The 16,159-nt window shown below is 63.8% G+C and carries 19 protein-coding genes; 5 read left to right on the top strand and 14 right to left on the bottom strand.

Annotated features, from left to right (window positions below; all coding sequences use genetic code 11):
* Positions 1–149: 149 nt before the first annotated feature.
* The 6 genes from CAG11_RS01345 to CAG11_RS01320 all read right to left on the bottom strand — a co-directional run bounded on the left by CAG11_RS01345 (position 150) and on the right by CAG11_RS01320 (position 3,577).
* Positions 150–584 (bottom strand): DcrB-related protein, encoded by a 435-nt coding sequence (locus CAG11_RS01345; RefSeq protein ID WP_053134095.1) that lies wholly within the window; start codon positions 582–584, stop codon positions 150–152.
* 133 nt (positions 585–717) lie between these two features.
* Positions 718–1,089 carry a hypothetical protein gene (locus CAG11_RS01340; protein WP_085594163.1) on the bottom strand — a complete coding sequence of 124 codons (372 nt, stop codon included), beginning with the start codon at positions 1,087–1,089 and terminating at the stop codon, positions 718–720.
* Positions 1,077–1,589 carry a hypothetical protein gene (locus tag CAG11_RS01335; protein WP_085594161.1) on the bottom strand — a complete coding sequence of 171 codons (513 nt, stop codon included), beginning with the start codon at positions 1,587–1,589 and terminating at the stop codon, positions 1,077–1,079. The genes CAG11_RS01340 and CAG11_RS01335 overlap by 13 nt, the downstream gene beginning before the upstream one ends.
* Before the next feature lie 166 nt (positions 1,590–1,755).
* On the bottom strand, positions 1,756–2,031 hold the full coding sequence (locus CAG11_RS01330; protein ID WP_011064269.1) for an HU family DNA-binding protein: 276 nt from the start codon (positions 2,029–2,031) through the stop codon (positions 1,756–1,758).
* Between the two features lie 189 nt (positions 2,032–2,220).
* On the bottom strand, positions 2,221–3,369 hold the full coding sequence (locus CAG11_RS01325; protein ID WP_085594159.1) for an FAD-dependent oxidoreductase: 1,149 nt from the start codon (positions 3,367–3,369) through the stop codon (positions 2,221–2,223).
* A 40-nt stretch (positions 3,370–3,409) separates the two neighbouring features.
* On the bottom strand, positions 3,410–3,577 hold the full coding sequence (locus tag CAG11_RS01320) for a rubredoxin (RefSeq protein ID WP_022641880.1): 168 nt from the start codon (positions 3,575–3,577) through the stop codon (positions 3,410–3,412).
* A gap of 218 nt (positions 3,578–3,795) precedes the next feature.
* Here CAG11_RS01320 and CAG11_RS01315 point away from each other — a divergent pair, with 218 nt between their 5' ends.
* Both CAG11_RS01315 and ubiA read left to right on the top strand, forming a co-directional pair.
* Positions 3,796–4,359: a chorismate lyase gene (locus tag CAG11_RS01315; RefSeq protein WP_031320717.1), complete on the top strand. Its 564-nt coding sequence runs from the start codon at positions 3,796–3,798 to the stop codon at positions 4,357–4,359.
* On the top strand, positions 4,359–5,249 hold the full coding sequence (gene ubiA / locus CAG11_RS01310; protein WP_053133571.1) for a 4-hydroxybenzoate octaprenyltransferase: 891 nt from the start codon (positions 4,359–4,361) through the stop codon (positions 5,247–5,249). The genes CAG11_RS01315 and ubiA overlap by 1 nt, the downstream gene beginning before the upstream one ends.
* 178 nt (positions 5,250–5,427) lie before the next feature.
* On the opposite strand, the gene CAG11_RS01305 is transcribed toward ubiA, so the two are convergent.
* Positions 5,428–5,808: a hypothetical protein gene (locus tag CAG11_RS01305; protein ID WP_085594157.1), complete on the bottom strand. Its 381-nt coding sequence runs from the start codon at positions 5,806–5,808 to the stop codon at positions 5,428–5,430.
* Between the two features lie 151 nt (positions 5,809–5,959).
* Here CAG11_RS01305 and phoB point away from each other — a divergent pair, with 151 nt between their 5' ends.
* The 3 genes from phoB (at position 5,960) to CAG11_RS01290 (ending at position 9,536) form a co-directional block, all read left to right on the top strand.
* Positions 5,960–6,649 (top strand): phosphate regulon transcriptional regulator PhoB, encoded by a 690-nt coding sequence (gene phoB / locus CAG11_RS01300; protein ID WP_022641884.1) that lies wholly within the window; start codon positions 5,960–5,962, stop codon positions 6,647–6,649.
* 136 nt (positions 6,650–6,785) lie between these two features.
* Positions 6,786–8,078 carry a phosphate regulon sensor histidine kinase PhoR gene (phoR, locus tag CAG11_RS01295; protein ID WP_219738353.1) on the top strand — a complete coding sequence of 431 codons (1,293 nt, stop codon included), beginning with the start codon at positions 6,786–6,788 and terminating at the stop codon, positions 8,076–8,078.
* Positions 8,079–8,195: 117 nt separating this feature from the next.
* Positions 8,196–9,536, top strand: coding sequence for a hemolysin family protein (locus tag CAG11_RS01290; protein ID WP_022641886.1), 1,341 nt, complete (start codon positions 8,196–8,198; stop codon positions 9,534–9,536).
* 50 nt (positions 9,537–9,586) lie between these two features.
* Here the strand turns inward: CAG11_RS01290 and CAG11_RS01285 are convergent, their stop codons facing one another.
* The 7 genes from CAG11_RS01285 to pstA all read right to left on the bottom strand — a co-directional run bounded on the left by CAG11_RS01285 (position 9,587) and on the right by pstA (position 16,145).
* Complete coding sequence (locus CAG11_RS01285) at positions 9,587–10,483, bottom strand: peptidoglycan DD-metalloendopeptidase family protein (RefSeq protein ID WP_085594153.1); 897 nt, start codon at positions 10,481–10,483, stop codon at positions 9,587–9,589.
* A 60-nt stretch (positions 10,484–10,543) separates the two neighbouring features.
* Positions 10,544–10,858, bottom strand: coding sequence for a helix-turn-helix domain-containing protein (locus CAG11_RS01280; protein ID WP_022641888.1), 315 nt, complete (start codon positions 10,856–10,858; stop codon positions 10,544–10,546).
* Positions 10,851–11,186 (bottom strand): type II toxin-antitoxin system RelE/ParE family toxin, encoded by a 336-nt coding sequence (locus tag CAG11_RS01275; protein ID WP_022641889.1) that lies wholly within the window; start codon positions 11,184–11,186, stop codon positions 10,851–10,853. Before CAG11_RS01275 ends, CAG11_RS01280 begins: the two co-directional genes overlap by 8 nt.
* Before the next feature lie 372 nt (positions 11,187–11,558).
* Positions 11,559–12,500 carry a response regulator gene (locus tag CAG11_RS01270; RefSeq protein ID WP_085594151.1) on the bottom strand — a complete coding sequence of 314 codons (942 nt, stop codon included), beginning with the start codon at positions 12,498–12,500 and terminating at the stop codon, positions 11,559–11,561.
* A gap of 166 nt (positions 12,501–12,666) precedes the next feature.
* Positions 12,667–13,428, bottom strand: a complete 762-nt coding sequence (gene phoU / locus CAG11_RS01265; protein ID WP_022641892.1) for a phosphate signaling complex protein PhoU — start codon at positions 13,426–13,428, stop codon at positions 12,667–12,669.
* Positions 13,429–13,546: 118 nt separating this feature from the next.
* Entirely contained in the window at positions 13,547–14,380 is an 834-nt protein-coding gene (gene pstB / locus CAG11_RS01260; RefSeq protein ID WP_016964959.1) for a phosphate ABC transporter ATP-binding protein PstB, read from the bottom strand.
* Between the two features lie 94 nt (positions 14,381–14,474).
* The gene (pstA, locus tag CAG11_RS01255) at positions 14,475–16,145 is read right to left on the bottom strand and encodes a phosphate ABC transporter permease PstA (RefSeq protein ID WP_085594149.1); all 1,671 of its coding nucleotides are present in this window, start codon (positions 16,143–16,145) and stop codon (positions 14,475–14,477) included.
* Between the last annotated feature and the right edge of the window lie 14 nt (positions 16,146–16,159).

The following is a 16,159-nucleotide window of genomic DNA, read 5'->3' as shown; positions in this document are numbered from 1 at the left end:
CTGGAAGCTGAAGATCGTCCCATTCAAGTCGAACTCAAGAGCTCTGGCGCCGGTCAAGGCCTCGCTGGCCACTCACTGGAGCCTGGCCGACTCCCTCCGCGGGAGCGTGGCTACCAGGCTATTCAGCGCGTACTCCGCAACCTTTGCAGTCAGGCCACCGACGGCTGCGGCTTGAGGCTCTGCATGGCCTGCTTCCAGGCTGGCTCGTGATGGGGCAGGTCGTTGACCGTGGTGGTCAGGGTGGTGATCAGTACCGCCGGCTTACGTTCGACGAACACCTGGCGCAACATCAGCTCGCGGCCTTCGCGCTTCCAGCTGTAGTCCAGCAACACGGCGGCGTGGCCGTGCATGTCGAAGTCCCAGCGCTTGATCAGGCTGAAGCCTGGCAGTTGCTGCTCGGCGCTGCTCAGTTGCCGGGCTACGTAGTCGCTGAAGGAGGCGTCGCCCTGGCTCGGGTCGCGGCTGATGACGAAACTGGCTTCCTGGGCACCGCCGACCGCGGGCAGCTTGAAGATGTTGATGCTCTGGTCCTGCCAGGAGTCAGGAATGTCGAGATCGGCTTCTTGGAGACGGTAAGAGGACAAGGGCTGGCGTTCCATGCTGAAAAGGGAGGGTCGTTCTGCGGCAAATCTTCAAGCAATGCCCGGTAACAATCAAGGAACCCGTCGGCAACTTTGAACTAACACAGCATCGTCCGTGCTGATGCACGGCCAGGGCTCAGCGCGCATCCAGGCAGGATGCATAGGCCTTGGCCAAGCGCCGATCGAACGTCAGGGCTCGAGGTTCCTCGGGATCGATGGTGACGTTCCACAAGGCTTGTCGCGCCACGTCATAACGGACCCAGCCGATGATCCCGCTACCGGAGGTTTCATAGAACAGCTGCAGGCTCAACTGCTGGCCATCATCCCGATCGACCAGCAGCTTGAGCTTGTCCGGGGTGGTGAAGTCACGGTAGGGATAATCACTGCTACGCACCATCTCGGTGAGGTAGCCGTAGCAGCCCTGGCCCGGAGCCGACTCATCGGCCCGGACGGAAAAAACGCTGCAAGCGATCAGCAGGCCAAGGCCGGCCAGGTTCAGGTGCCGCACGATTGCCCCTTGAGGGTCAGGGTCTGGACCTGATCGTTGATTTCGATGCGTGCCAGCACCTGGCGATCGTGGGACTCCTGGTACTCGCTGAAATTGTTGCGCTTGAGAATGTCCAGGGTGATCCGGATACCCGCGCCCAGATTCTGGTACTCGCTACGCTCCGGGCTTTGCACCGCGCCCGTGAGCTCCAGCAACTGGCCGCCGGTCTTGAGGTAGAGAAAACGCTGCGCCACCTCCACCAACAAGCGCGGGGCCTTGGGCGCCACGCTGTAGTCTTCGCGAGCCAGGGAGTAACCGCAGATCCAGGAGCCGGTGTCGTCGTACTTCTGGCTGTGGAACCAGCTGAGGGCCTCGCGATAGCCAATCTGTTCCAGGCGCGGCTGATTGCCGGCCAGAGCCGACGGCAGGCCCAGGGCCAGGAAACCGGCGACGCAGGCCGGGACGAACAGACGGCGCAGCAAGTCGGTCGATAGCGGGGAGTTGTTGATCGAGCGGGTCATCCTTGGCCTTGGGTCGCGACGCAAACAGGCGGGCATCCTAGCCACGCCCACAGGCCTTCGCAAGCCAAGCCTTTGGTTTGCGGCAGGCAAAAAAAATAGGCACCCGATGCGCTCGGCGTGCCTATTTCCCCCTGTGCGCCCCCGCTGGCGGGAGAGCACTCAATGCTTATGGATTGACGCTGTCTTTCAGCGATTTGCCAGGCTTGAATGCCACGGTGTTGCTGGCCTTGATCTTCACCGGCTCGCCGGTCTGCGGGTTCTTGCCGGTACGGGCGCCACGATGACGTTGCAGGAAGGTGCCAAAACCGACCAGGGTGACGCTGTCCTTGCGATGCAGGGCCCCGGTGATTTCCTCGAGGATGGCGTTGAGCACGCGGTTGGCTTGCTCTTTGGTCAGGTCTGCTTTTTCAGCAATGGCTGCGGCGAGTTCTGGTTTACGCATAGTGTGAAGCCTCTTTGACGGTTTTTTGTTGTTATGTCCGTGCTGTTCACGGGAACAGCGCCCAAGGCGCCGCAGGCTCTACACTGCGGCAGACGGGAGTGAGGATGGCACGCGCTGGAGAGTGGCGCCAGTCTCCGGGCGAGCTTTGTGAAGGCAAAAACCCGGTTATTCCGACAGAACGACCGGTATTCAGGCCAGCAGCGCCGGAAGCTCCTTGTTCAGGGCCAGTTTTTCCATCACCGCGGCCCCGGTCAGGGCGTAGCCCAGCAGCTGGCCACTGGCGTCGCGGCACAGGGCCCGAACGTCGGCGCCCTGCCCTTCGGCGGTCCAGACGCCTTCCATGCCCCGTGGCGGCGGCGACACCACCAGCGGGCAGACCGGGGTCTTGACGGTGATCGGCATCGGGCCATAGCTGACCGCAGTCGGGTTGCCGGCCAGGGTCTGCGCCAGGGCCCGGGCGCAGCTCATCAGCGGCAGCACATACAGCAGGTTCAGGCCATCGACCTCGGCGCAGTCGCCCAGGGCGTAGATATTGGAGTGGGACGTCTTGAGCTCGCGGTCCACCACGACGCCGCGATTGACCATCAGCCCGGCAGCGGCGGCCAGGTCGATGCGCGGGCGCAGGCCGATGGCCGAGACCACCAGGTCGCAGATGATCACCTGGCCATCGGACAGATGGGCCTCCAGGCCGTCGGCATTGCGTTGCAGGCGGTTGAGCACCGGGCCCAGGTGGAAGCGCGCGCCCAGGCTTTCCAGGCCGGCCTGGACCGCCGCCGCTGCCGCCGCAGGCAACAGGGTCGGCATGATCTGCTCGCAAGGCGCCACCAGGTCCACCTCGTAGCCACCGAGGATCAGGTCGTTGGCGAACTCGCAGCCGATCAGGCCGGCTCCCAGCAGCAGCACCCGGCGCTTGCCGGCTGCGGCGGCCCGAAAGCGCGCATAGTCTTCCAGGTCGTTGATCGGGAAGATCAGGTCCGATGCATCGCCCTGCACCGGCACCCGCACGGTCTCGGCGCCCCAGGCCAGGACCAGGTCGCGATAGACCACCGCTTCCTCGCCGATCCACAGGCGCTTGTGGCCCGGGTCGATGCCGCTGATCCGGGTATGGGTACGTACCTCGGCCTTGAGCTGCTCGGCCATGGCACCGGGCTCGGCCATGCTCAGGCCATCGGCGTCCTTGTTCTTGCCGAAGCCGGTGGAGAGCATCGGCTTGGAGTAGGAACGACCGTCATCGGCGGTGATCAGCAGCAGCGGCGTGTCGCCGTCGAGCTTGCGAAATTCCCGGGCCAGGTTGTACCCCGCCAGGCCCGTCCCTACGATCACTACCGGTGCGCTCATTCCCTGCTCCTTGTTATTGGTCATTGTCTGCAAAAGTCGATCAAGCGATCTCGATCATTTCGAAGTCGGTCTTGCTCACGCCACAATCCGGGCAGAGCCAGTCTTCAGGCACGTCCTCCCAACGGGTGCCCGGCGCGATACCGTCGTCCGGCCAACCTTCCGCTTCGTTGTAGATCAAGCCACAGACCACACACTGCCACTTCTTCATCGATGCATATCCTCGAGCATTCAGGCTTTGCCGGCGGGGCGGTCGATGGGTCGACTCTGGAAGGTCCCCACGCTGATCAGCTTCCGGCACTGGGGTTTTTTACTGGTCGCTACCGGCAGATGCAAGCACGTTCGTGCCGCCTGGCGTCCCCGGTCAATCAAAACCACCGGTGGCCGTGCTAAGCTCGCCGCCTCATTTGCTGCCAATAACGAACCACCGTGCCGCACTCAATGCCCCCCGCGCCGGCCCCGACCTGGCTGGTGCAAAGCCGTCTGTCCCCTGTTCCCGGCGCACTGGTCGCCAACTGGCTGTTCGACGAAGGATCGCTGACCCGACGCCTGACCCGCCTGTCCAACAATGGCTTCAGCGTCACGCCGCTGGTGGAACAATGGCAAACCTTGCGCAGCGACGAGTGCGCCGCCCTGGGCCTGCCCGAGCACAGCCAGGGCTGGGTCCGCGAGGTGTACTTGCGCGGGCATGGCGAGGCCTGGGTATTCGCCCGCAGCGTGGCCGCCCGCAGTGCCCTCGAAGACGGCGGGCTGAACATCGACGAACTGGGTAGCCGGTCCCTGGGCGAGTTGCTGTTCTGCGACGAAGCCTTCACTCGCCAGCCCATCGAAGTCTGCCGCTATCCCCAGCCGTGGTTGCCCGCCCAGGTCGCTGCCAGCGACCTGTGGGGCCGGCGCTCGCGCTTCGATCGCGGGCCTCTTAGCCTATTGGTGGCCGAGGTCTTCCTGCCCGGGCTGTGGCACGCCATAGAGACCCAATCGGAGGCTTGCTGATGTACTTGCGCCTGCTCCAGTCCCTGAACCGCCTGCACCCGCGGACCTGGGATTTCCTGCAACTGACCCGCATGGACAAGCCCATCGGCATCTACCTGCTGCTGTGGCCGACCCTCAGCGCCCTGTGGATCGCGGCCAAGGGCGCGCCATCCCTGGGCCATGTGCTGATCTTCGGCCTCGGCGTGGTCCTGACCCGGGCCGGCGGTTGCGCGATCAACGACTTCGCCGACCGCAAGGTCGACGGCCAGGTCAAGCGCACCGACCAGCGTCCGCTGGCCACCGGCAAGGTCAGCGCCAAGGAGGCCCTGGTGTTGTTCGCGGTGCTCATGGGTACGGCCTTCCTGCTGGTGCTGTGCACCAACGCCACCACCGTCTGGTTGTCGTTCGGCGCCCTGGCCCTGGCCGCCTGCTACCCCTTCATGAAGCGCTACACCTATTACCCGCAGGTGGTGCTGGGGGCGGCTTACTCCTGGGGCATCCTGATGACGTTCACCGCCCAGGACGGCCAACTGCCGGCTACGGCGTGGCTGCTGTACATCGCCAACCTGCTGTGGACGGTGGGCTACGACACCTACTACGCCATGACCGACCGCGACGACGACCTGAAGATCGGCGTGAAATCCACGGCGATCCTGTTCGCCGAGGCCGATCGGGTGATCATCCTTACCCTGCAGGGCCTGTCCCTGGCCTGCCTGCTGCTGGCGGGCGCGCGGTTCGACCTGGGGGGCTGGTTCCATCTGGGCCTGGTAGTGGCGGCGGCGTGCTTCGCCTGGGAGTTCTGGTACACCCGGGATCGCGACCGGATGAAATGCTTCAAGGCCTTCCTGCACAACCACTGGGCGGGCATGGCAATCTTCATCGGCGTGGTCCTGGACTACGCCCTGCGCTAGGGCCGTATAGCCGCTGTCGAAGGCTCGTGCCGCGTTCGGACCTGGGCCTGGAGGGACACAGCGCACTTGAGAGGCCGCCAGAGGTTCGCCGGGAGCGCCAGGCAAGGCCCCACGGGCCTTTTGCGCAGCTTGGCGGGTTCAGCAGCGGCTACAGGACCTGTAGCCGCCACAGGTGGGATTACTGCTTGGCGACCTTCCAGGCGCCGTCCATCTTGCCTTCGCCGGTCATGTCGCCGGCCTTCTTGTCCATCACGAAGCCATACAGCGGCTTGCCGTCATAGGCCCACTGCATCTTGCCGTCGTCGCGCTTGATCACCGTCCACTTGCCTTCGGCCTTGTCGCCGGCCTCGGCCATCAGCGGCGGCCAGTTGGCGGCGCACTTGTCGTTGCACATGGACTTGCCATCGGCATCCTTGGCGAAGGTGTAGAGGGTCATGCCCTTGTGATCCACCAGCATGCCGTCCTTGCTCATCGCCGGCTCGGCGGCCAGGGCCAGGGTCGGCAGGGCCAGGGCGGCACCCACCAGCAGGACTTTCAGGGATTGCTTGAACAGAGTCATGGAAACCTTCTTTTGTGGTTGTCAGGAATCGGACCCCAAGCTTAGTCGAGGAAGCTGCGCCACGCCCCGCGACCTGAAATACTGTCACACGACTGCAATAATTCCGTTATCTAATGCGGCGCAAGACAGTTGAATGACAAGAGGTTCAAGCATGGTTGGCAGAAGCATTCTGATCGTTGACGACGAAGCGCCCATTCGCGAGATGATCGCCGTTGCGTTGGAAATGGCCGGCTATGACTGCATGGAGGCAGAGAACTCCCAGCAGGCGCATGCCATCATCGTCGACCGCAAGCCGGACCTGATCCTGCTGGACTGGATGCTCCCGGGAACCTCGGGCATCGAGCTGGCGCGCCGCCTCAAGCGTGACGAGCTGACCGGCGACATCCCGATCATCATGCTCACCGCCAAGGGCGAAGAGGACAACAAGATCCAGGGCCTGGAGGTCGGTGCCGACGACTACATCACCAAGCCGTTCTCCCCCCGCGAGCTGGTGGCCCGGCTCAAGGCCGTGCTGCGCCGCGCCGGCCCGTCCGACGGCGAGGCTCCCATCGAAGTCGGCGGCTTGCTGCTGGACCCCATCAGCCACCGGGTGACCATCGACGGCAAGCCGGCGGAAATGGGCCCCACCGAATACCGCCTGCTGCAGTTCTTCATGACCCATCAGGAGCGCGCCTACACCCGTGGCCAACTGCTGGACCAAGTCTGGGGCGGCAATGTGTACGTCGAGGAGCGCACCGTGGACGTGCATATCCGCCGGCTGCGCAAGGCACTGGGGGATGCCTACGAAAATCTGGTACAAACCGTGCGCGGCACCGGGTATCGGTTTTCAACCAAAGGTTGAAAGCAGTTGCAAGCTGCCAGCTACAAGCGGCAAGTAGGAACCCGTCTGCTTTGATTTGCAGCTTGCAGCTTGAAACTTTTCACCGTCCGAAGGACCGATTGTGAATCAAAACTGGCATGGCACCCTGATTCGCCACATGTTGCTGTTGCTCACCGGCTGCCTGCTGGTGGGGCTGCTCAGCGGCTACTACGGCTGGAGCCTGGCCGCCGGCCTGGGGATCTACCTGGCCTGGACCCTCAAGCAGCTGTTGCGCCTGCACGAATGGCTGCGCCTGCACCAGCCCGACGAAGCACCACCCGACGGCTATGGCCTGTGGGGCGAGGTGTTCGACAGCATCTACCACCTGCAACGCCGCGACCAGCGGGTCCGTGGGCGCCTGCAAGCGGTGATCGACCGCGTCCAGGAGTCCACCGCGGCGCTCAAGGATGCGGTGATCATGCTCGACAGCGACGGCAACCTGGAATGGTGGAACCGTGCCGCCGAGACCCTGCTGGGCCTCAAGACGCCCCAGGACAGCGGCCAGCCGGTGACCAACCTGGTGCGTCATCCACGCTTCAAGGAATACTTCGAGCAGGACAACTACGCCGAGCCGCTGGAGATCCCCTCCCCGGCCAACGACCGCGTGCGCATCCAGCTGTACATCACCCGCTACGGCAACAACGAGCACCTGATGCTGGTGCGCGACGTCACCCGCATCCACCAGCTGGAGCAGATGCGCAAGGACTTCATCGCCAACGTGTCCCACGAGCTGCGCACGCCGCTGACGGTGATCTGCGGCTATCTGGAGACCCTGCTGGACAACGTCGACGAGGTGAACCCGCGCTGGAGCCGCGCCCTGCAGCAGATGCAGCAGCAAGGCGGGCGCATGCAGACCCTGCTCAACGACCTGCTGCTGCTGGCCAAGCTGGAGGCCACCGACTACCCCTCGGACAACCATCCGGTGCCCATCGACACGCTGCTGCAATCGATCAAGAGCGATGCCCAGGCGTTGTCCGGCGAACGCAACCAGCACATCACCCTGGAAGCCGATGCCTCGGTACTGCTCAAGGGCAGCGAGGCCGAACTGCGCAGCGCTTTCTCCAACCTGGTGTTCAACGCTGTGAAGTACACCCCGGCCGAAGGCAACATCCGCATCCGCTGGTGGGGCGACGAACAGGGTGCGCACCTGAGCGTGCAGGATTCCGGGATCGGCATCGACAGCAAGCACCTGCCGCGCCTGACCGAACGCTTCTACCGGGTCGACTCCAGCCGCAACTCCAATACCGGTGGCACCGGCCTGGGCCTGGCCATCGTCAAGCATGTGCTGCTGCGCCACCGCGCCCGCCTGGAGATCAGCAGCGTGCTGGGCCATGGCAGCACCTTCACCTGCCATTTCGCCCCGGCCCAGATGAAGAAAAACCGCATCGCCAGCCTGACCGACCAGCGCTGACAGCGGCCTGCCCCCTAGGCAACCGCCCTGTCAGCCGCTACATTGCGTAGCTTGTGCCTGCCCTCCAGGCACCGTGTCACCCTCTTTTCGAATACATGGAATCCGCAAAACCCCATCATGGACCCTTCCCCTGGTTTTACCCTCGCGTCTCTGTTCGCCGACTTCGGCATGATTGTCTTCGCTCTGCTCCTGGTCCTGCTCAACGGCTTCTTCGTGGCGGCGGAGTTCGCCATGGTCAAGCTGCGCTCGACCCGGGTCGAGGCCATCGCCCACAAGAACGGCTGGCGCGGGCAGATCCTGCGCACCGTACACAGCCAGCTGGACGCCTACCTGTCGGCCTGCCAGTTGGGCATCACCCTGGCCTCCCTGGGCCTGGGCTGGGTCGGCGAGCCGGCCTTCGCCCACCTGCTGGAACCGCTGCTGGGCGCCGTGGGCGTCAACTCTGCGGAAGTGATCCGCGGCGTATCGTTCTTCACCGCGTTCTTCATCATTTCCTACCTGCACATCGTGGTCGGCGAGCTGGCGCCCAAGTCCTGGGCGATCCGCAAGCCAGAGCTGCTGTCGCTATGGACGGCGGTACCGCTGTACCTGTTCTACTGGCTGATGTACCCGGCCATCTACCTGCTCAACGCCAGCGCCAACACCATTCTGCGCATCGCCGGCCAGGGCGAGCCCGGCCCGCACCACGAGCACCACTACAGCCGTGAAGAGCTCAAGCTGATCCTGCACTCCAGCCGTGGCCAGGACCCCAGCGACCAAGGCATGCGGGTACTGGCCTCGGCGGTGGAGATGGGCGAGCTGGAAGTGGTGGACTGGGCCAACTCCCGGGAAGACCTGATCAGCGTCGAGTCCACGGCGCCCCTCAAGGAAGTCCTGGCGCTGTTCCGCCGCCACAAGTTCAGCCGCTACCCGGTCTACGACAGCGAGCGCAACGAGTTCGTCGGCCTGCTGCACATCAAGGACCTGCTGCTGGAGCTGGCGGCGCTGGACCATATCCCGGCGTCGTTCAACCTGGCCGAGCTGACCCGCCCGCTCGAGCGAGTATCGCGGCACATGCCGTTGTCCCAGCTGCTGGAGCAGTTCCGCAAGGGCGGCTCGCACTTCGCCCTGGTGGAGGAAGCCGACGGCAAGGTGATCGGCTACCTGACCATGGAAGACGTGCTGGAAGTGCTGGTGGGCGACATCCAGGACGAACACCGCAAGACCGAGCGCGGCATCCTCGCCTACCAGCCGGGCAAGCTGCTGGTACGCGGCGACACCCCGCTGTTCAAGGTCGAGCGCCTGCTGGGCATCGACCTGGACCATATCGAGGCCGAAACCCTCGCGGGCCTGGTGTACGAGACCCTGAAACGGGTGCCTGAAGAGGAAGAAGTGCTGGAAGTCGAAGGCCTGCGCATCATCATCAAGAAGATGAAGGGGCCGAAGATCATCCTGGCCAAGGTCCTGATGCTCGACTGATCGAGCCCGCACCGGTCGGCTCCTGTGCGAGCCGGCCGGCCACTCACGCCCTATTTATTGCCCAGGGCGAAGTTCGGCAAATCCCCCAGGGGCTGGTCGAACTGATAGGGAATCGACACCAGCCCCAACCCGGTATTGCGCTGCACCACGAAGTGCAGGTGCGGCCCGCTGCTGTTGCCGGTATTGCCCGACAGCCCCAGCGGGCTGCCCACCGCCACCCGCTGGCCCTCGCGCACGCTCACCGAACCTTGCTTGAGATGCAGGTACACGCCCATGGTGCCGTCGTCGTGCAGCACCCGGACGAAGTTGCCGGCCGGGTTGTCGCCCCGACCGCTCTGGGCGTTCTCGGTCTTGACCACCATCCCACCTCGGGCCGCGATGATCGGCGTACCCACCGGCATGGCGATGTCCATCGCATAACGGCTCTTGGGGCTGGAATGGCTGTACTGGCCGTTGGCGCCCTGGGTCAGGCGAAACGGCCCACCCCGCCAGGGCAAGGGGTAGCGGTAGGCCTGCACGGCTCCTCCCGGGTCGCCCAGGGAGTAACGAAACCTTGGGACATAGCTCAAGGGCTGGTCGGCCCGGGTCGCCGTCAAGAGCGCCAGGCGCTGCCTGCTGCGGGCTGGCAGCACCCGGCGGATCGGCTGCGCCGGCGCGCCGCTGACGTTGCTCAGGCTGGCGAACCCCAGCTCCACCTCCACCGGCCCATGCAGGTCGTTGCGCACGTACAGCGCATCCACGCCCCTGTGTTTCTGGATATCCAGCCGCACCTGGCGCTCCAGGTGTTCCTCCATGCGATCGCGGAACACGAACGCCTGCGCTCCCGGCGAAGGCCGGTCGCTGTAGGACACTACACCGTCGGCGTCGACGGACTTGTAGACCGTCATCGCCGCCAGCGAGCTGGCGACCATGGACAAGCCGCAGAGGAACAGCAGGCGTACGAACATTGAGCAGTTTCTTGGCAGGGGAAAAACCATGCTAGCAGCCTGATATGGAGCTTGTATGAATCAGGCGGGTGCCAGGGGCCCAATACCGCCCACGTCGAAGCGGATCTCCACCCCCAGTTGCGCGGCCTCGCAGAGGTTGACCAGCGCATCGAGGGAGAACTTGTTGATCCTGCCGCTAAGCACATCGTTGAGCCGGGGCTGGGTGATGTTGAGACGCTTGGCCGCCTCCTTCTGCGACAGCCCCCAGGCCTGCACGGTCTTGCCCAGCTCCAGCATCAGCTTGGCCCGCAGGCGCATGTTGGCGGCCTCCTGGGGGGTGGCTTCAAGGGCATCCCAGACGCTGGCAAAGCGCGGGTTGATCTGTTGGTCAGTCATGGCATGAACCTGCTTGCTGAAATCTGGCACGAGCCAGCTCGATATCCCGCGCTTCGGTCTTGCGGGTAGTCTTGCGCACCGCGTGCAGCACATAGATGGCTGCAGGCCGCCTGACCACATAAAACACCCGAAACGCCCCTGAATCTTCATGAATCCTGATTTCGAAGACACTCGGGCCGATGGTTTTCACCGGCCTGCAATCGTAGGGCTGTTCGCCCTGCTGCAGCAGATCCAGCTGAAACCCGGCAGCCCGACGGGCATCTTCAGGGAATGCCCTGAGATCCCGCAGCGCGCTCCCGACAAACACCACATCCTTGTGCCTGGGCATCGAACTTCTCCTGTCAGTGACCAGGAACAAGGCTAATCAAGACTGCCAGGGCTGGCCGCACGGGGTTGTTTCAACGCATGGCTGCAAAGGGTGAATCAGGTAGAGCGCTTCCGGCAATTTATATCCAAATAGATATAAATCAAGTGCAGGACAGTTAATCAGACGTACGGCGGAAGGTGGCGGGAGGAACGGTCAAGCCCCTGTGGCCTGGGGTTGCAGCCGAAGGTGCGGATTGTTGGCGGGATTGGGGATAACGCAGCCGCTGGCCTGGGTGGCTGGCAGAAAATCGGCGTGGAAAAGTGTTTTCAGCAGATTTGCGCTTCGCTGTAGGAGCGGGCTTGGCAGTTCCTACAGCGAAGCGGCCGGCGAGGATCAGCCCGCGCCTGGAACGAAGTGCTTCTGCGCGGTGCCGCGGGCGATCAGGCGCGAGATGTAGTCCAGCTTCTGCGCATCCTGGTCGACGAAGCGGAAAGTCAGCTGCAGCCACTCGCTGTCGGGCTTCGGTTCGTGCGCCACTACCGCATGCAGGTAGCCATTGAGCCGGGCCACTTCGGCGTTCTCGCCCTGCTCCAGATCCAGTACTGCGCTGTCCAGCACCTGCGGCAGGTTATCGGTGCGCTTCACCACCAACAGCGCTTCCTTGATGCTCAGGGCCTTGATCACGCAAGGCTGGGTGCCGCCAGGCAGGCGCAGTTGGCCCTGGCCACGGCCGCCACTGGCGGCAGCGGCGGCGGCAGGTGCCTTGACCGGTGGGCTGTTGAGCAGGCCACGGGATGGCGCCGCAGCCGGGGCTGGTGCAGCGGCTGCCGGAGCGGCTGGCCGCGCAGCCGGGGCGACCACCTCGGCCTTGCCGCCGGTCAGGGCGCTCAGGGAATCGTTGCCAAAGGCGGAGTTCATCTTGGTCGGAGCGCTGTTCATCAGGGTGTCGAGCTTGCCGACCTTGTTCAGCGCCTGCTTGACCTTGGTCAGCAGCTGTTCGTTGGTGAAGGGCTTGCTGACATAGCCGGAAACCCCGGCCTGGATCGCCTGCACCACGTTTTCCTTGTCGCCCCGGCTGGTCACCATGACGAACGGCATGGCCTTGAGCGCTTCCTGGCCACGGCACCAGGTCAGCAGTTCCAGGCCGGACATTTCCGGCATTTCCCAATCGCACAGGACCAGGTCGAAGGCTTCGCGGGCGAGCATCGCCTGGGCCTTCTTGCCGTTGACCGCGTCTTCGATCTTGATGCCCGGGAAGTAGTTGCGCAGGCACTTCTTCACCAGGTCACGAATGAACGACGCGTCGTCCACCACCAACACACTTACCTTACTCATCGACCACCCCTCTAAAAATCCCGGCAAGCATAACGCTGGCTGATGGCACTTTGCCAAAACTCTTCAGTCACGCCGGGACTTTTCGTTCGCGGGTGCTGCTTTTCAAATTCAAGGACCGCAAACAAAAACGCCCGGCCAAAAGGCCGGGCGCTCTTCTCGGGCAATCTTAATTATCGTCAGCTTCACCCGGAACATTAGCCGAATCGCCAGCCGGTCCTTCAACTTCTTCCTTCATGCGCTTGAGGCCCAGGTGGCGCACATCGGTGCCACGCACCAGGTAGATCACCAGCGCGGAGATGTTGCGCGCGTGATCGCCGATCCGCTCCAGCGAGCGCAATACCCAGATGATGCTCAAAACCCGCGAGATAGAGCGCGGGTCTTCCATCATGTAGGTGGCCAGCTCGCGCAGCGCGGTCTTGTACTCGCGGTCGATGATCTTGTCGTACTGGGCTACCGACAGGGCCAGTTCGGCGTCGAACCGGGCGAAGGCGTCCAGCGCGTCACGCACCATGTTGCGCACCTGGTCGCCGATATGCCGCACTTCGACGTAGCCACGTGGGGCCTCGCCCTCCTCGCACAGCTGGATGGCCCGACGGGCGATCTTGGTGGCTTCGTCGCCGATGCGCTCCAGGTCGATCACCGACTTGGAGATGCTGATGATCAGGCGCAGGTCGGAAGCCGCAGGCTGGCGACGGGCGAGGATGCGCAGGCATTCCTCGTCGATGTTGCGCTCCATCTGGTTGATCTGCTCATCGATCTCGCGCACTTGCTGGGCCAGCCCGGAGTCGGCCTCGATCAGCGCGGTGACGGCGTCATTGACTTGTTTCTCCACCAGCCCGCCCATGGCCAGCAGGTGGCTGCGCACCTCTTCCAGCTCGGCATTGAACTGCTGAGAGATGTGATGGGTTAAGCCTTCCTTCGAAATCATGGTTCGCTCCGCGAAAGTTGCAAGCTTCAAGCCGCAAGCTTCAAGCAGTTAAATATTGATCCGGATATCGCCTACCGCTTCTGTCTTGCCGCTTGAAGCTTGCGGCTTGTAGCTGCTCCTAGCCATAGCGTCCGGTGATGTAGTCTTCGGTCTGTTTCTTGGCCGGATTGGTGAACAGGGTGTCGGTGTCGCCGAATTCCACCAGTTTGCCCATGTACATGAACGCGGTGTAGTCCGAGACCCGCGCCGCCTGCTGCATGTTGTGGGTCACGATGACGATGGTGAACTTGGACTTGAGCTCGTAGATCAGTTCCTCGACCTTCAGGGTCGAGATCGGGTCCAGGGCCGAGCAGGGTTCGTCCAGCAGCAGCACTTCCGGTTCCACGGCGATGGTGCGGGCGATCACCAGGCGCTGCTGCTGACCACCGGACAGGCCCAGGGCCGAGTCGTGCAGGCGATCCTTGACCTCATCCCACAGGGCCGCGCCCTTGAGTGCCCACTCCACGGCTTCGTCGAGCACGCGCTTCTTGTTGATGCCCTGGATGCGCAGGCCATAGACCACGTTCTCGTAGATGGTCTTGGGGAACGGGTTGGGCTTCTGGAACACCATGCCCACCCGGCGGCGCAACTCGGCCACGTCCTCGCCCTTGCGGTAGATGTTGTTGCCGTACAGGTTGATGGCGCCTTCCACGCGGCAACCGTCCACCAGGTCGTTCATGCGGTTGAAGGTGCGCAGCAGGGTCGACTTGCCGCAGCCGGACGGGCCGATGAAGGCGGTTACGCGCTGCTTGGGAATGTTCATGCTGACGTCGAACAGCGCTTGCTTCTCGCCGTAGAACAGGCTCAGGCCGGGCACTTCGATCGCCACGGTTTCCTGCTCCAGGCTCAAGCTCTGCTTGTCGCGACCCAGGGCGGACATGTTGATGCCGTGGGTATGGGTTTCGTGTTGCATCGGTCTCACTCCGTTCGTAGCTGCAAGCTTCTAGCTGCAAGCCGCAAGTTTTGAGCAAAAGCGGCTTGTAGCTTGCCGCTTGTGGCTAATGGCTTTAGCTGTCCAGCGCCTTGTACTTCTCGCGCAGGTGGTTACGGATCCATACCGCCGACAGGTTGAGCACGGCGATCACCAGCACCAGCAGCAACGCGGTTGCGTACACCAGCGGCCGCGCGGCCTCGACGTTGGGGCTCTGGAAGCCGACGTCGTAGATATGAAAGCCCAGGTGCATGATCTTCTGGTCCAGGTGCAGGTACGGGTAGTTGCCATCCACCGGCAGCGACGGCGCCAGCTTCACCACACCCACCAGCATCAGCGGCGCCACTTCGCCGGCGGCACGGGCCACGGCGAGGATCATGCCGGTCATCATCGCCGGGCTGGCCATGGGCAGGACGATCTTCCACAAGGTCTCGGCCTTGGTCGCGCCCAGGGCCAGGGAGCCTTCGCGCACGGTCCGCGGGATCCGCGCCAGGCCTTCCTCGGTGGCCACGATCACCACCGGCACCGCCAGCAGCGCCAGGGTCAGGGATGCCCAGAGCAGGCCCGGGGTACCGAAGGTCGGCGCCGGCAGTGCCTCAGGGAAGAACAGGCGGTCCAGGGACCCGCCCAGCACGTAGACGAAGAAGCCCAGGCCGAACACGCCGTAGACGATAGCCGGTACGCCCGCCAGGTTGTTCACCGCGATGCGGATCACCCGGGTCAGGGCGTTCTGCTTGGCGTATTCACGTAGGTAGACCGCCGCCAGCACGCCGAACGGCGTGACGATCATGGCCATGATCAGGGTCATCATCACGGTGCCGAAGATGGCCGGGAAGATCCCGCCCTCGGTGTTGGCTTCCCGCGGGTCGTCGCTGAGGAACTCCCAGACCTTGCTGAAGTAGAAGCCAACCTTGGTGAAGGTGCCCATGGCGTTCGGCTGGTAGGCATGCACCACCTTGCCCAGGCCGATCTCCACTTCCTTGCCGTTGGCATCGCGGGCGGTCAGGCTGTCGCGGTTGAACTGGGTATGCAGCTCGCTCAAGCGGGCCTCGATGTCCTGGTAGCGGGCGTTGAGTTCGGCGCGCTCGGCATCCATGTCGGCCTGGGCGGCGGCATCCAGCTTGCCAGCCAGTTCCAGCTTGCGACCGTGCAGGCGGATGCGCTCCAGGCCGGCGTTGATCGCGCCGATGTCGGACTTCTCCAGACTCTTGAGCTGGGTCGCCAGCTTGTTCACCCGGTCGATCCGCGCCTGCAGCTCGGGCCAGGCGGCTTCGCCCTCGGCGACCACCTTGCCGTTTTCCTTGACGTTGACCAGGTAGCCGTAGAAGTTGCCCCACTCACGGCGCTCGATGGCCATCAGTTCCTTGGGGTAGCTCTGGTTGGTCAGCCATTCGCCGACGATCCACGTGAAATCGCTGCCGTTCAGGTCGCGGTTGCCCACCTTGAGCAACTCGCGGGTCATGAACTCGGGGCCCTGGTCGGGCACCGGCAAGCCGGCACTCTTCAGGCGGGCCCGAGGCACTTCTTCCTTCTGCACCACTTCACCGACGACCAGGTGATTGGCCTGGCCAGGCACGTCGTAGCTGGCATGCACCAGGTCCGCCGGCCAGAAGTGGCCCAGGCCGCGCACGGCGATCACCGCCAGCAGGCCGATGGTCATGATGACCGCGATGGACACTGCGCCACCGCTGATCCAGACGCCGGGGGCGCCGCTCTTGAACCAGTCTTTGAGGGAGTTCTGTTTCACAGACTTCTACCTTT

It is taken from the genome of Pseudomonas sp. B6(2017) (genome assembly GCF_002112765.1).
GTDB lineage: Bacteria > Pseudomonadota > Gammaproteobacteria > Pseudomonadales > Pseudomonadaceae > Aquipseudomonas > Aquipseudomonas piscis.
This window is presented reverse-complemented; position numbering and strand designations above follow the sequence as displayed.